Origin of the sequence: Hymenobacter crusticola (assembly GCF_002154225.1) — a bacterium.
Taxonomy (GTDB): Bacteria; Bacteroidota; Bacteroidia; order Cytophagales; family Hymenobacteraceae; genus Hymenobacter; species Hymenobacter crusticola.
The window spans coordinates 81,236-95,404 of record NZ_MTSE01000008.1 but is presented as its reverse complement, the minus strand read 5'-3'; the positions used below and the strand labels follow the sequence as shown (position 1 = coordinate 95,404).

At 54.7% G+C, this 14,169-nt stretch carries 11 protein-coding genes; all 11 read left to right on the top strand.

Annotated elements, in window-relative coordinates:
• The first annotated feature begins 3 nt into the window (after positions 1-3).
• Positions 4-1,404, top strand: coding sequence for a vWA domain-containing protein (locus tag BXP70_RS16175; protein ID WP_086595145.1), 1,401 nt, complete (start codon positions 4-6; stop codon positions 1,402-1,404).
• Positions 1,401-2,180, top strand: a complete 780-nt coding sequence (locus BXP70_RS16170) for a phytanoyl-CoA dioxygenase family protein (protein WP_218779805.1) — start codon at positions 1,401-1,403, stop codon at positions 2,178-2,180. The genes BXP70_RS16175 and BXP70_RS16170 overlap by 4 nt, the downstream gene beginning before the upstream one ends.
• A gap of 123 nt (positions 2,181-2,303) precedes the next feature.
• Positions 2,304-3,050 (top strand): DUF481 domain-containing protein, encoded by a 747-nt coding sequence (locus BXP70_RS16165; RefSeq protein WP_179197714.1) that lies wholly within the window; start codon positions 2,304-2,306, stop codon positions 3,048-3,050.
• Between the two features lie 960 nt (positions 3,051-4,010).
• Entirely contained in the window at positions 4,011-7,052 is a 3,042-nt protein-coding gene (locus BXP70_RS16160; protein ID WP_086595142.1) for a SusC/RagA family TonB-linked outer membrane protein, read from the top strand.
• 11 nt (positions 7,053-7,063) lie between these two features.
• Positions 7,064-8,692, top strand: coding sequence for a RagB/SusD family nutrient uptake outer membrane protein (locus BXP70_RS16155; protein WP_086595141.1), 1,629 nt, complete (start codon positions 7,064-7,066; stop codon positions 8,690-8,692).
• 208 nt (positions 8,693-8,900) lie between these two features.
• Positions 8,901-9,590 (top strand): 3-keto-disaccharide hydrolase, encoded by a 690-nt coding sequence (locus tag BXP70_RS16150; protein ID WP_086595140.1) that lies wholly within the window; start codon positions 8,901-8,903, stop codon positions 9,588-9,590.
• Positions 9,591-9,711: 121 nt separating this feature from the next.
• Positions 9,712-11,454, top strand: coding sequence for a GMC family oxidoreductase (locus BXP70_RS16145; RefSeq protein WP_086595139.1), 1,743 nt, complete (start codon positions 9,712-9,714; stop codon positions 11,452-11,454).
• Between the two features lie 19 nt (positions 11,455-11,473).
• Complete coding sequence (locus BXP70_RS16140) at positions 11,474-12,109, top strand: gluconate 2-dehydrogenase subunit 3 family protein (RefSeq protein WP_086595138.1); 636 nt, start codon at positions 11,474-11,476, stop codon at positions 12,107-12,109.
• A gap of 378 nt (positions 12,110-12,487) precedes the next feature.
• Complete coding sequence (locus BXP70_RS16135) at positions 12,488-13,030, top strand: RNA polymerase sigma factor (protein WP_086595137.1); 543 nt, start codon at positions 12,488-12,490, stop codon at positions 13,028-13,030.
• 30 nt (positions 13,031-13,060) lie between these two features.
• Positions 13,061-13,519: a hypothetical protein gene (locus BXP70_RS16130; protein ID WP_086595136.1), complete on the top strand. Its 459-nt coding sequence runs from the start codon at positions 13,061-13,063 to the stop codon at positions 13,517-13,519.
• Positions 13,520-13,552: 33 nt separating this feature from the next.
• A complete protein-coding gene (locus BXP70_RS16125; protein WP_143436529.1) occupies positions 13,553-14,035 on the top strand; it encodes a Spy/CpxP family protein refolding chaperone in 483 nt (160 codons plus the stop codon).
• The last annotated feature ends 134 nt before the right edge of the window (positions 14,036-14,169 follow it).

Below are 14,169 nucleotides of genomic sequence, written 5' to 3'. Positions count from 1 at the left end.
AGTATGCCTCACCCGATACGTTTTTTCAGCTTTTTCCTCCTGAGTCTTGTGCTGCTAGTGGTGCCGGGGCGGGCTCAAAAGGCACCGCCGGAAAAGCCTCGTACCACCCGTATTCTGTTTTTGCTCGATGCCTCGGGCTCGATGAACGCGCCCTGGGAAGGCCGCCCACGGATGGAGGTTGCCAAGAGTTTGCTGGCCAAGATGGCCGACTCCCTCAATACCTACCCAAACCTGGAGCTAGGTCTGCGCGTGTACGGCCACCTGCACGAAGCCAAGGAAAATAACTGCGAAGATTCGAAGCTGGAGGTGCCGTTCGGGGCCCGCAACGCGGCGGCTATCAAGGCCAAGCTGAAGGCTTTGCAAAACCGCGGCAACACCCCCATTACCTACTCCCTTCAGCAATCAGCCAACGACTTCCCCGCCGACCGCACCGCCCGCAACGTGCTGATTTTGATAACCGATGGTTTGGAATCTTGCAAAGGCGACCCGTGCGCAACCTCGCTGGCGTTGCAGCGCAAGCGTGTATTCCTAAAGCCTTTCGTGATTGGCATCGGGGCAGAAAAAGAGTTTGGTAAGCAGCTCGAATGCCTAGGTCAGTACTACAACGCGGCTGACGTGAAGACCTTCCGCTCGGTGCTCGACAATGTTATCACCCAGACGCTCCAGAAAACCACTGTGAGCGTGAACCTCACCGACGAAAGTGGCCGCCCAGTGGAAAGCAACGTGAACATGACGTTTGTCAACAACGTGACTGAGCAGCCCGAGTACAACTACGTGCACTACCGCGACGACCAAGGCAAACCCGATGTGCTCGACATCGACGCCTTACAGAGTTACGATCTGGTAATTAATACTGTGCCACCGGTGCGACAGCAAAACCTAGCTATCCGGGCTGGCAAAGCCAACGTGCTGACCTACAAAACTCCGCAGGGCACCCTGGCGCTTCAATCCCCAAACCTGACGCCTAATCCCTACGGCAAGGTGCAGGCCGTGGTACGCGCCGCGGGCAACCCGACCACGGTAGTAGCCCTCCCCTTCGGCACGAAACAAAAGCTACTAGCCGGTAACTACGAAGTGGAAGTGCTCACGCTTCCGCGCATCATGCGGCGCATCAGCATCAAGCAAGGTCAGGAAACGACTGTTACCTACGAGGCGCCCGGCACCCTTAACATCGTGACGGACCTGAAAGGCTACGGCAGCATCTACCGCCTCAACGACGACGAATCGCAGACGTGGGTGTACAACCTGCCCGAAGTTAGCAGCAAGATCAACTTGCCCATGCAGCCCGGCGCCTACCGCCTCGTGTTTCGTACCAAAACCAGCACCGGCAGTAAATTTACCGACACCCGCAACTTTACCATCCGCGCCGCCCAAACAACGTCGGTGAGTATCTTTGGGAGATGATGACCGCAGCTATTACTCCGCCTCTCCCCAGCTTAGCGCCTCTTGTGCCTGGCGATAAGCTAGGTGCCGCCGCTCAACTAGCGGCTCAAGGATGCGCCGTACTACCGGATGTATTTGATGCGGACGAGGTCAGGGGTCTGTTACAAATCGTTGATACAGCAACAGGGTCTTCTAGTAATTTCCGCCGTACGCAAGACTTATTTGCTATTCGCAACCTGCTAGGCGAAATTCCGGCGCTACAAGGCCTGCTATTTACGCCTAAGCTACGGCAGTTATTAGCCGCGCTATTCCCCATTACGCCTTATCTCACAAAAGCTATTTACTTCGACAAGCCCGCGCAATCGAATTGGCTCGTCGCCTGGCATCAGGATTTGATGATTAGCGTGGACAAACGTTTAGAGATACCGCACTTCGGTCCTTGGACGGATAAGAAAGGTGACATATCAGTGCAGCCTCCACGCGACATTTCTGAGAACATTTGTACCCTCCGCCTGCACCTCGACGATTGTGATGCCACGAATGGGGCGCTCAAAGTGGTACCCGGCTCGCATCAACACGGCGCCATTCCGGCCACTGAGCTGTCAACATACACGGCACATGCTATTTCATGCCCAAGTCCGGCAGGTAGCGTGATGCTGATGAAGCCCTTAACGCTGCATGCTTCTAATCGTAGCACCAGTCCACGCCCGCGCCGCGTCATCCACCTCGAGTTTTCGTCGCTCAATCTTCCTGCTGGCTTGCAATGGCGTGAGCGGTTGAATGTACCCATTGTATAGTACAGCTGCCGATGGCCGGCGGAATTAGCAACTGAGCAGTTGAATCTTGCGCTGTACCTTTGCGACTCTCCGCAAACCGGCAGGGCTCCCTATATGGCAGCAATGCCGCTCAGTTGCTTACCCATGCCCAAGTTTGTCTCGTTCTGCCTGCTGCTGCTTCCCTGCTTACTCCTAGCTCCCCGTACCTACGCCCAAAATCAGCAACAGCCCGACACCACCCTCATCGTGTACAACGGCCAGCTGACGGGCGCCTACAGTCGAGGCGGCGTCAACCGCGCGTTGCTCTCTACTACCCAGGCCGTCACCTTCACCCGCGGCAAGCACTACGGCCTGCCCCTGAATGGTAGCTTCATCTACGGCAAACAGGATGGTTTTTTGAAAGAGCGGGAGCTACTGCTGAATACCACGCCGTATTACTACAAAGGCCGGTTCCGGGCGTATGCCATTGGGGGCTTCGAGCGCAGCAACCTCCGCGGCATCACCGACCGGGTCCAGCTAGGGGCCGGGCCAGGCTGGGCCTTCTACTCCGATACCCTAGGGCGCGAGGTGTCGGTGAGCAACCTGATCATTCGGGAAAGAACCAACTTTTTGGATGGCACCACGCAACTCACGGCGCGCAATTCGGTGCGGCTAAAGGTGGCTTACTCCATTAAGATTCTGACGCTTAGCGCTGTCACGTTTTATCAGCCTTCGCTAGCTGATTTCAATAACTACCGCTTTAGCAACCTGACCACTTTAGCCCTGAAGCTAACCAAAGCGCTGGCCGTTAACTTCTCCTACAATTACACCCACGAAAGCCAGTACAGCGAAGGCAAAGTGCCTGACAATACCAACGTGACCCTAGGTGTCTCCTACTCCACGCGGCGGTAAGAACTACGTCATACTAACGATTTACCTAGCAGTTATTTGTATGGTCTACTAAGCCATAGAGACGCAAAATATTGGCGTTTCTACGCTGGACTGGCAGATCGGACAGGCTATTTTAAGATTGGCTCCGGCTCACAAGGAACGAGAAGGCAGCTAGCAGGCGTGGTTTGAAGCTAGGTAGTGCCGCGTGGTTGAAGGCTTTGAGTAACTAGCTGTGAGCAGCCCTGCAAGTGGGGTGCCGCGCATCAAAACAACACGCTTTTTCCCGCACGAGTATCCAAACCTAGGGCTACGGAACCTGTGGCAATTCACCCTGCAAAGATTACGGAGCGTTTATCTTTCAACTATCTAATTATTAACAAATTGCTCTTAACTGCCTTCTATCTTGCTTGACCAAAACGCCTTCGCATTGCTTGCACTCCTGCCCTAGCGTCAAGGCTTTTTGGTAGCTCACCTGAATCTACAGTAGAGCTATAGATATAAATTATATGAAAAATTAGTGAAGATATTCCGGGGCAATTATTATGTTTGACCAATAAGCGACGCAACTTTGTCGTGTAACCCGCTTGTTTTGCCCCGTTATTCAGCTCAAAGAATCGAGCTTATTGCGCTGCCTTTTCGAACTAGCCCTACGATTATCCACACCTTCATTGCCCAACTAGTTGACCTAGCTGGGGCTGAGTAACCACTTACAGTTTTCGTTGACGGTATCCGTCATACGAAAGCGCTGGTTATGCCTTGTACCATGAGCTAGCCTGACCCGCTGGCCCTAAGGGCACGTTGTTGACAGTTTGCGCTGATTATCAGCTCATTTACTGTGCTTTTTTATAGAAGAATCTCACCCTTTTTAATATAAATCTTTAAAGCATGGTGCAATACGTATACGCAAGAAAGGTCTGGTGGAGAAATGTCAAGGTCACGCTGTGCGCGACCGGGCTTCACCTCGTCCTGGCTCCGGCCAGCATGGCAACCGGCAGCCCGGTACACACTACGCTACGCCCGAAAGGCACAGAGCGTCTTAGTGGTCAGGAGGCCAACAACGCATTCGCATTTTATCCGGATGCTAAAACGATTAAGCGGCTGCCTGCGCCCATAAAAGGCCGGGTAGTGGATGAACTCGGCAAGCCCATTCCGGGAACAACAATCCTGGTAAAAGGCACCAGCACTGCCGCCGTAGCGGATGCAAACGGCAACTATACGTTGGACGTGCCCGACAATGCGACTACGCTGGTGGTGTCCTCTATCGGATTTACCCCCCAGGAAGTGGCAATCAGCAGCCGGACCACCATTGATATCACCTTGAAGACGGACGTGAAGTCGCTGAACGAGGTAGTGGTGGTAGGCTATGGTACCCAGCGCCGGGCCGAAGTAACCTCAGCCGTGTCGACGGTGAAGGCGGAAGATTTCAACCAGGGCGGCACCCGCAACGCCCTCGACCTGATTCAGGGCAAAGTAGCCGGCTTGTCGGTGACCCGGACGCAGGGCAACAACCCAAACTCTAGCCCCGCTATTCAGCTACGAGGTATTGTATCGGTGAATGGCAGCCTAGCGCCACTGATCGTAATTGACGGGATACCCGGCGGCAACCTCGATCTGCTACAACAAGATGATATTGAGTCTTTTGATGTTCTAAAAGACGGTTCGGCCGCGGCTATTTATGGTACGCGCGGCAACGCGGGCGTCATCCTGATTACCACCAAGAAAGGCAAAGCCGGGCCCGCTCGCTTCGATTACTCGACCTACGTGCAGCACGAAGCCGTGGCAAAACGCCCCCGCTTCTTGAATGCGGAGGAATGGCGCGCCTACAGCGCCGATCCTAATAACCCCAAAGCAAGCCAGATGCGGGACTTAGGGGCCTCCACTGACTTTTACAACCTGCTCCTAAACAAAGACAATCTTAGCCAGTACCATAACCTGGCCTTATCAGGTGGAAGCAACACGGGCAGCTATCGGGCTTCTATGTACTACAACGATGCCGAGCCAATTACCATTCGAAACTGGCGACGGCAATATGGGGGGCGCCTTAGCCTCAACCAGCGAGGTCTCAATGACATGCTCAGCGCCCAGCTCAATCTGGCCACGAATTTCAACAACGCCAACCTACTCGGCGGTAACACCGGCGATTTTGAAGATGCACTAGGTCGTAACCCTACGCAGCCCGTTTTCAATCCTAACGGAACTTACTACGAGGAAGGCTCCACCACCAACCCCCTCGGCCGCCTCAACCAGGAAAGCAACAAGCGCAGCCAGAACACCACCTCTGCCGACGTACGCTTTACGCTCGAACCCATCGAAGGGCTGCGGGCTACGGCCTTTGGCGCCCTAATTCGAGACGCGCAAAATGATAACGAGTATCGGCAGGCAGGTTCCCGTTTTTCGCAGATCGGTACCCTGAACGGTACGCCGGTGAAAGGCACCGCCTACGCCCGCAAGCGTAACTACTTGGAAAACAACTACACATTTGAGTCGACGCTGGAATATAGCCGCACCTTCCACCAAGATCATACTTTACGGGCGCTGGGTGGCTACAGCTACCAGTACCGAGTGTTTGAGGAATTTTCAGGGGCTAATAGCGGCTTCCTGAACGACGTATTTCAAGAAAATAACCTAGGTGCCGGCAACTTCTTGCAACTCGGCAAGTCTTCGTTGGGCAGCAACAAGGAAGATAACCGGCTGATTGCCTTCTTCGGCCGCGTAAACTACTCGTACAAAGACAAATACATTGCCCAGTTCATTCTGCGCCACGAGGGTTCTTCGCGGTTTGGTGCCAACCACAAGTATGGCGACTTCCCGGCCGCGTCAGTAGGCTGGACGATCAGCAAGGAGAATTTCATGAGTGGGCTAACCTTCGTGAACGACCTGAAGCTGCGCGCCGGCTACGGCATCACCGGCAACCAAGGCATTCCCAATTATCAATCAGTGGTGCGCTTGGGCACGGGCAACCAGTACCTGAACGACGACGGCATCTGGCGCCAGACTTACGGCCCCAACAACAACCCAAACCCGAACCTGCGTTGGGAACGGAAAAAGGAGTTCAACGTCGGCGTCGACTTCGCCCTGTTCAACGCCCGTCTGACCGGTACCGTAGATGTGTACCGCCGCCGCACCTCCGACTTGCTCGGCAACTTCAATACCCAATTACCGCCCTTCGTGCAATCTACGCTCTACACCAACGTCGGCGTGATTGATAACAATGGCGTAGAGGTAACCTTGAGCGGTACGGTACTGAAAAAGAACAACTTCAGCTGGGGAATGGACTTCACGGGCAGCACCCAAAACAACAAGCTCGTGTCGTTTTCGGATGATGTGTTTAGAGTTACCTTCCTGACCTTTGGCGACATTGGCGGTTTCGGGGCCCTAGGTCCTGCTATCCGCACCATCGAGGGCGGCTCACTAGGCAGCTTCTACGGCAAGCGCTTCGCCGGCTTGACGCCTGAGGGCCGCTGGCTGTTCTACAAAGCCAATGGAGAAGCCGTTACAGCCGATAAGATCGTACCCAATGACGACTACACCTATATTGGTAATGGCATTCCTAAGTATTACTTGTCGTGGAACAACCGCTTCCAGTATAAAAACTTAGACCTCACCCTCTTCTTCCGAGGTAAGTTTGGTTACGATATTCTGAATTTACAGCAGGTATTTTTCGGCAACAAGGTGTATCTACCTAATAATGTGCTGAAAGACGCCATTACGCGCAACAGCCAGATCAATGACGCTCTGCAATTCTCGGATTACTACCTAGAGCCCGGTGGCTTCGTGAAGCTTGATAACGTGACCTTAGGATACAACTTCAAGTTCAAGACACCGCTCATTCGCAACCTACGCTTTTACCTAACGGGCCGTAACCTACTCACCTTCACCAAGTACAGCGGCGTTGATCCAGAAGTGAACGATACAGGCTTGGCGCCTGGTATTGATGGTCGTGGCCAACCTAACCCACCTGACGGTCGCAGCCTCTATCCGCGCACGCGCTCGTTCACGGCAGGTCTTAACATTGGCTTCTAATTAGAATTTTTATGATACAATTGCATAAAGGCTATTTTCTCGCAGGCGCACTCACCCTGCTCCTAGGCACGAACTCGTGCACGAACCTGGACGAAACCCTGTACAGCCAGATTGACGCTAGCAAGTTTTACAACAACCGCCAGGAAATCCTATCGGGCGTGCTTCGGCCCTACACCCACGCGAATGCCTGGATGGCGCCCACCTCACAAAACAGCTATTGGCGCCTCAATGAAATGTCAGCTGATCAGTTGGCTTGGCCGCAGAAAGGCCGGCACGGCTACGACGATGCCGTCTGGATCAGGCTACACGGCCATAGCTGGACCTTCACCGAAAACATGATGTGGGACCCCTGGAGCTTGATTTTCACAGGCATCGGCTTCTGCAACAGCACCCTAGGTGACTTCGAGAAGGTGGATTTCGTGAAGGCCGGCGTCAGCGACCAAGACAAGGCCGCTTTCATTGCTGAGCTGAAAGTATTCCGGGCCTATCACTACATGAAGCTCATGGATTTGTACGGTAACGTTCCCATCGTGACCAAGGTGGGGGAACCGCTCAGTCCACCTACGGCACCTAGGGCCGAGGTGTTTGCCTTCGTAGAGAAGGAGCTCAAGGAAAACATTGACCAGCTACCCAACCTTAGCAAGGCCCTAATCGGGCGTCTGACCAAAGCCGCGGGTTACTCCATGCTGGCCGAGCTGTATCTGAACGCGCAAGTCTGGTCGGGCACCCCCCGGTGGGACGACTGCATTGCCGCCTGCGACAAGATCAGCAAGGGCGAAACGGGTGGCCTGAACGGAGCCCCAGTGCTGGATTCTGACTTATTGTCCACGTTCAATAACACCAACGACAACTCCAAAGAGGCGCTGTTTCAGATTACCTACGATTACCAGGCTACGCCTACCCGTTGCGGCTGGAACAGCGACTTTTACCACTTCGCCCAGCGCCTGATCTACGACGGCGACGCCAATGGCAACAACGGTGTAGTGGTCATCCCTTCGGCCTACGACGCCTTCAAAGACAATGACTTGCGTAAGTCGACCTGGATGCTGATTGGTCCGCAATTTCAGGCTGCTGACCCAACCAAGCCCGTGCTCGGTACAGAAGAGTACCGTGATAAGCAGCTGGTGTTCGTGAAAGAAATTCGGCGGGCCAGCGAGAACAAAACCAGCTCGACGATGATCGACGGGGAAGAAAACAGCGGCGCCCGCTTCAACAAGTACCGCCCCGGCCGGCAATCGGAAGCCAAGTACTGGAGCAACGACTGGATCCTGTACCGCCTCACCGACATCTACTTCTACAAAGCCGAAGCCCTGATGCGCAAAAATGGCGGCTCGGCCGTGCCCGAGGCAGTTCAGCTGATCAACGACGTGCGCAAGCGCGCCTTCCGCCCAGCCGACGTGGCCAAAGAAGCTTACACTGCCGCCACCCTGACGTTGCCGGAACTTCTGGCCGAACGCAGCCGGGAGTTTATCTTCGAAGGCAAACGCCGCACGGATATGGTTCGGTTTGGTGCTTTCACCACGGCTTCTTGGTGGGACCACCAGCCCACCGACAAAACCAAGGAGCTGTTCCCCATTCCCCAGCGGCAGCTAGCGGCTAACCCTAACTTGGTGCAAAACCCTGGATACCCAGGTAAATAACAGCGAACCACTGTTGAGTCTGAGGCCAATTTCTTAGCTTAGGAACCAACTAAACCACTATCACTTCGGCAAAGACAGAAGCTAGGTGCACGAACTAGAAGAAGCCAGAATGCTTTCTATCTTTCTCGTTCACCTAGCTTCTCTCCTGCTCACAGGCCCTGTCCCTAGGGCTTGCTTTTGCCTCTACGAACCCACCAACCCACGCAGTATGAACGCTTTTTTCCTGACGGCTCTCGCCGTAGGCTCCCTCTGTAGCCAAACGGCGCTGGCCCAAAAATCGACCGCCAAAGGAGCCCAGCAAGTGCTGTTTGACGGCAAAACCACGCAAGGCTGGCATACTTACCAGAAGCAAACGGCCGAGCCCGCGTGGTCGGTTGTGAACGGCACGCTGAAGCTGAACCCCCAAGGAGCCGGCCACGGCGATTTGGTGACCGATAAGGAGTACGAAAACTTTGAGCTGACCGTGGATTGGAACATCACCGAGGGAGGCAACAGCGGCATCATCTTCGGGGTGCAGGAAGACCCGGCCTTTCACGCCACCTACGAAACGGGCATAGAAATGCAGATTCTGGACGACCAGAAGGCCGAAGACAACAAAAAACCAAACCACCTAGCGGGCTCCTTGTATGATATGCAGGCGCCCGCGAAGAACGTGGTAAAGCCAGCTGGGCAGTGGAATCAGGTTAAGCTGCGCAAGCAAAACGGGCACCTCACCTTTTGGCTGAACGGCATCGAAATAGTAGATACCCAGATGGGTAGTGCCGCCTGGAACACCATGCTTGGCAACAGCAAGTTTAAGACGTGGAAGAACTTCGCGGCTTACCCCAAAGGCCACATTGCCCTGCAAGACCACGGCCACGAAGTAGCGTTCCGCAACATCAAAATCACCCAACTTTAACTTACCTCGCTAACCCAACCTGCGGCAAGGTCTCTGGAAACGATTGCAGACGCTTTGTTTGCGCACACGACCTAGGTTACCTTTTGCCTGCTAGGCTCATCAGCCTTATTGTCTTTACCGCATGAGTGTTTTTGAAATAAAGAAATCGGGGACGGTGTATGATGCCGTCGTAGTTGGCTCTGGGGCCGGAGGCGGCATGGCCGGGTACGTATTGGCACACGCCGGCCTGAAAGTTCTGATGCTGGAGGCCGGACCCTTCTTCGATCCGGCTAAGGATGCGCAACAGCTGAAATTTTCTTACGAATCGCCGCGCCGGGGAGCTTCTACCACCCGCCCATTTGGCGACTTCGACGCCGCGTTTGGGGGATGGGAACTGGAAGGCGAACCCTACACCACCAAGGACGGCACGCAGTTCGACTGGTTCCGGGCGCGCATGCTTGGGGGACGCACCAATCACTGGGGGCGCATTTCCCTGCGCATGGGCCCCAAAGATTTTAAAAGCCACGACATCGACGGCCTCACCGACGACTGGCCCATCACCTACGAAGAGGTGAAACCCTTCTACGACAAAGTAGACCGCCTCATTGGCGTTTATGGCACCGTGGAAGGACTCGAAAATGAGCCCGATGGCATCTTTTTACCGCCGCCCAAACCTAGGCTTAACGAGCTGTTTATTAAGCAAGGCGCTGAAAAAGCGGGTGTGAAAGTTATTACGGGCCGCGGGTCGGTGCTGACCGAAGCGTTGCCGGGCAACAAAGATCGGGGCGCTTGCTTTTTCTGCGGGCAGTGCGGCCGTAGCTGCAAAGTGTACGGCGACTTTTCGGCGTCTTCCTGCCTAGTGATTCCAGCCATCAAAACCGGCAACCTAAAGGTTATCCCGAACGCCATGGTGCGCGAGGTGCTCACGGGCCCGAACGGGCTAGCCACGGGCGTCTCGTACGTGGATAAGAACGATTTGCAGGAGTATCAGATCAAGGCCAAGATGGTCATTCTGGGGGCCAGCGCCGGCGAGAGTGCCCGTCTGCTGCTCAACTCCGTTTCTAGCAACCACCCCAACGGCTTGGCCAATAGCAGCGGTGTGGTGGGCAAATACTTGCACGACTCGACGGGGGCTAGCCTAGGTGGCTTCCTGCCCCAGCTCATGGACCGCAAACGCTACAACGAAGACGGCGTGGGCAGCGTGCATATCTACACGCCCTGGTGGCTCGACAACAAGAAACTCGACTTTCCGCGCGGCTACCACATCGAGTACGGCGGTGGCATGCACATGCCTTCCTACGGCTTCGGGCACGGCATTCAGAACCTCAACGGCCTGGTGCCCGGTCGCGACGGCAAAGTGAGAGAAGCCGGCGGCTTCGGGGCTTCGCTAAAAGATGACTATCGACGCTTCTACGGCACACAAGTAGGTATGGCCGGCCGGGGCACCGCCATTGCCCGCGCCGACAACTACTGCGAAATCGACAAGGACGTAGTTGATAAATACGGCATTCCAGTGCTAAAATTTCACTACAAGTGGACCGATGCCGAGGTGAAGCAAGCCAAGCACATGCAGGAAACCTTCCAATCCATTATGCACGAAATGGGCGCCGTCATCACCTCGAAAGTGCATGGCGCCGATACCAACTATGGCTTGGAAGCACCTGGCCGCATCATCCACGAAGTGGGCACCGTGCGCATGGGCGACGACCCCAAAAAATCGGCGCTGAATAAGTGGTGCCAGGCCCACGACTGCAAAAACCTATTCGTGGTGGACGCGTCTCCGTTTGTGCAGCAAGGCGATAAAAACGCCACCTGGACCATCCTAGCCCTGTCGATGCGCACGAGTGAGTATATTCTGGAGCAGCGTAAAAAGCTGTCCGTCTAACCGTTAGTCTGCCAATTTCATGAAAAGACGCGAATCCTTAAAGGCTATCGGCCTGACCGCCCTAGCTTCCGGCCTGTTGCTCGACTCCTGCCAGGAAAAGGAAGTAAAGACCGAACAAGCCTCCGTGCTCCAAACCCCTACCGACACGGTGGGCCGGCAGGAGTTTGAAATAGAGCGCGACAAAAAGCTTCACGCCGAAACCTTCTTTACCAAGCACGAAATGGCCACCATCACGGTGCTAGCCGACATCATCATCCCCAAAGATGACAAGTCTGGTAGCGCCTCCGATGCCAAGGTGCCCGAGTTTATTGAGTTCATCGTGAAGGACATGCCCGAGCATCAAGTGCCCCTGCGCGGCGGGCTGCGCTGGTTAGATATGCAGTGCCTGAACCGCTTCGCCCATGCGTTCGTGGATTGCTCAAGTCAACAGCAAATTGAGATGGTGACGGCCATTGCTTACCCCCTCAAAGCTAAGCCCGAGATGAAGCAAGGCGTGACCTTCTTCAACCGCATGCGCGACTTAACTGCCACTGGGTTCTTCAGCAGCAAAATGGGCATGGCCGATATTGGCTACGTGGGCAACTCCCCTAACCGGTGGACGGGCGTGCCTGCGGACGTACTGAAGCAATACGATATGGAGCACGTGAAGGTGTAAGCTACCTAGCTCCTGTCTTATAACAAGGGTCTGAACTACATCAGTCCCCCAGGAAAGCCGCACCATCACGGAGTTAGAGCTAGGTAACAGCTCGCCGCAGAATAGAAAGTGCACCGAGTTTGCCTTTAGGAAAGGCTACCCGGCGCAAGTACTTAAAGCTAGCGTGCCCGCTCGGGCGCGCTGGCTTTTTTCGTTTAGTAGGTCGTCAGGTCCACCTGTTCTGGGCTTAGTTCAGGGGGTAGCACCTTATCATGAGCGTAAGGCGCGTTGGGCTAGGCCCTTCTAATGGAGAGTTACTTTTTAGGCTCTGATTAAACCTAGGTCGCACTCCTTCGTCTAACCCATACTTACTTTTCACCGCTCTACCCGCCCTCCTGCTTGGAAGACCAGGATATCCTCGCCAAGTTCGCCGACCCTGCCTCCCGTAATCTGGCCTTCAATCAGTTGGTGCGCAAGTACCAGCAGAAAGTGTATTGGCACGTGCGGAAGATGGTGGTCGACCATGACGATGCCGACGACCTAACCCAGGATACCTTCGTCAAAGTGTGGAACCACCTAGGTAATTTTCGGCAGGATGCATCGCTTTACACCTGGATTTACCGCATTGCCACCAATGAATGCTTGAACTTCTTGTCCTCGAAGCGGCGCAAGTTTCTGCTGCCCCTCAACGATGTAAGCGAGGAGCTAGCGGCCAAGATGGAAGCCGACCCTAGCCTCGCCGGCGACGAGGTAGAGTTGAAGCTGCAAAAAGCTATTCTGCGCCTGCCCGATAAGCAGCGGCTGGTGTTCAACCTCAAATACTATGAGGACATGAAATACGAAGATATGGCGGAGGTTACGGGCACTTCCGTGGGGGCCCTCAAAGCCTCTTATCACCATGCGGTGAAAAAAATTGAGCAGTACATTAATGAACCGTCTTAAACCTAGCCGCTTGTGCGGCCTCTAAGGAATATGAATACTCCTTTTCGTCTGGATGATCATCCGCGCCGGCCGCAGCCGCTGACGCCTCCCCCGGATGGCTATTTTGATCGGTTGCCCACCCAGATAATGGCGCGGGTGCAGCCCGAAGCGCGGCAAGAGTCCGCCGCTTTCGGTTGGCTTCGGGTGCTTTCCATGCCCCTGCGTACGGCCCTAGCGTCGGTGGTGGTGCTGGGAGGCTTCACGGCTACCTTCTTGCTCAGTCAGCCAGACGCTGCAACGACACCCCGCTTAGCGCATGCCAACCTAGCTGCCGTGCCGCGCACTGAGATGGTCCAGTACCTGCTAGCCAGCGACGAGCGCCTCTCCACGAGCGACCTCTCGGAGCTGCCCGTTGCCGATCAAGACTTAGTACATGATTACCTCCAAGCCTCACCTGCTGAAGTGCAAGCTGCACTAGATGAGCAGCCTAGCGAACTTAACTACCTCTAGCGTCAGCACCTGATGGCGTTTTTCTTTACTCCTATGAATCACCTCCTTCGCAATACATTGGTCCTGCTGTTTTTGCTGGCAGGCACAATTCAAGTGCACGCTCAAACGCCAGACCAGCGCCAAGAGCGGATGAGCCGAATCGAAAACGCAAAAATTGCTTTCCTAACCGACAAACTGTCGCTCACGCAAGAGCAGGCTCAGCGTTTTTGGCCCATTTACAACGAGTTCACCGACAAGCGCAAGGACCTAGGTCAGCGGCAACGCCAGCTACGGAGCACTAACGTTGAGTCGTTGAATGATCAGCAGATTCGCGACCTAATTAAGCAAAACCTTACGCTACGGCAGAACGAAGTCAATCTGGAAAAAGAATATTACGATAAATTCCAGAAGGTACTTTCGGTGCGACAAACGGGCCAGTTGCTGGTAGCTGAGCGCGAGTTCACCCGCGAAATTCTTCAACGTTTAGGAGGTGGTCGCCGGGGTGGCACACCTGCTCCAGCAGGGGCCGCTAACTAGGTTAGGTTACAAATTACGCCCTAAAAGAGGCTGCTTAGGCAGCCTCTTTTCATTTTTATCATTGTGCATTACTAGCACGTTTTCAGAATGTTATGACACTCTGCTTTTTGCTTTGTGCAGGGCTTGTCTATTGC

Excerpts from the sequence above, each read along its gene's own strand:
- BXP70_RS16165 (WP_179197714.1), top strand. The coding sequence starts at position 2,304 with ATGCCCAAGTTTGTCTCGTTCTGCCTGCTGCTGCTTCCCTGCTTACTC.
- BXP70_RS16160 (WP_086595142.1), top strand. The coding sequence starts at position 4,011 with ATGGCAACCGGCAGCCCGGTACACACTACGCTACGCCCGAAAGGCACA.
- BXP70_RS16125 (WP_143436529.1), top strand. The coding sequence starts at position 13,553 with ATGAATCACCTCCTTCGCAATACATTGGTCCTGCTGTTTTTGCTGGCA.
- BXP70_RS16175 (WP_086595145.1), top strand. The coding sequence starts at position 4 with ATGCCTCACCCGATACGTTTTTTCAGCTTTTTCCTCCTGAGTCTTGTG.
- BXP70_RS16140 (WP_086595138.1), top strand. The coding sequence starts at position 11,474 with ATGAAAAGACGCGAATCCTTAAAGGCTATCGGCCTGACCGCCCTAGCT.
- BXP70_RS16130 (WP_086595136.1), top strand. The coding sequence starts at position 13,061 with ATGAATACTCCTTTTCGTCTGGATGATCATCCGCGCCGGCCGCAGCCG.
- BXP70_RS16145 (WP_086595139.1), top strand. The coding sequence starts at position 9,712 with ATGAGTGTTTTTGAAATAAAGAAATCGGGGACGGTGTATGATGCCGTC.
- BXP70_RS16155 (WP_086595141.1), top strand. The coding sequence starts at position 7,064 with ATGATACAATTGCATAAAGGCTATTTTCTCGCAGGCGCACTCACCCTG.
- BXP70_RS16150 (WP_086595140.1), top strand. The coding sequence starts at position 8,901 with ATGAACGCTTTTTTCCTGACGGCTCTCGCCGTAGGCTCCCTCTGTAGC.
- BXP70_RS16170 (WP_218779805.1), top strand. The coding sequence starts at position 1,401 with ATGATGACCGCAGCTATTACTCCGCCTCTCCCCAGCTTAGCGCCTCTT.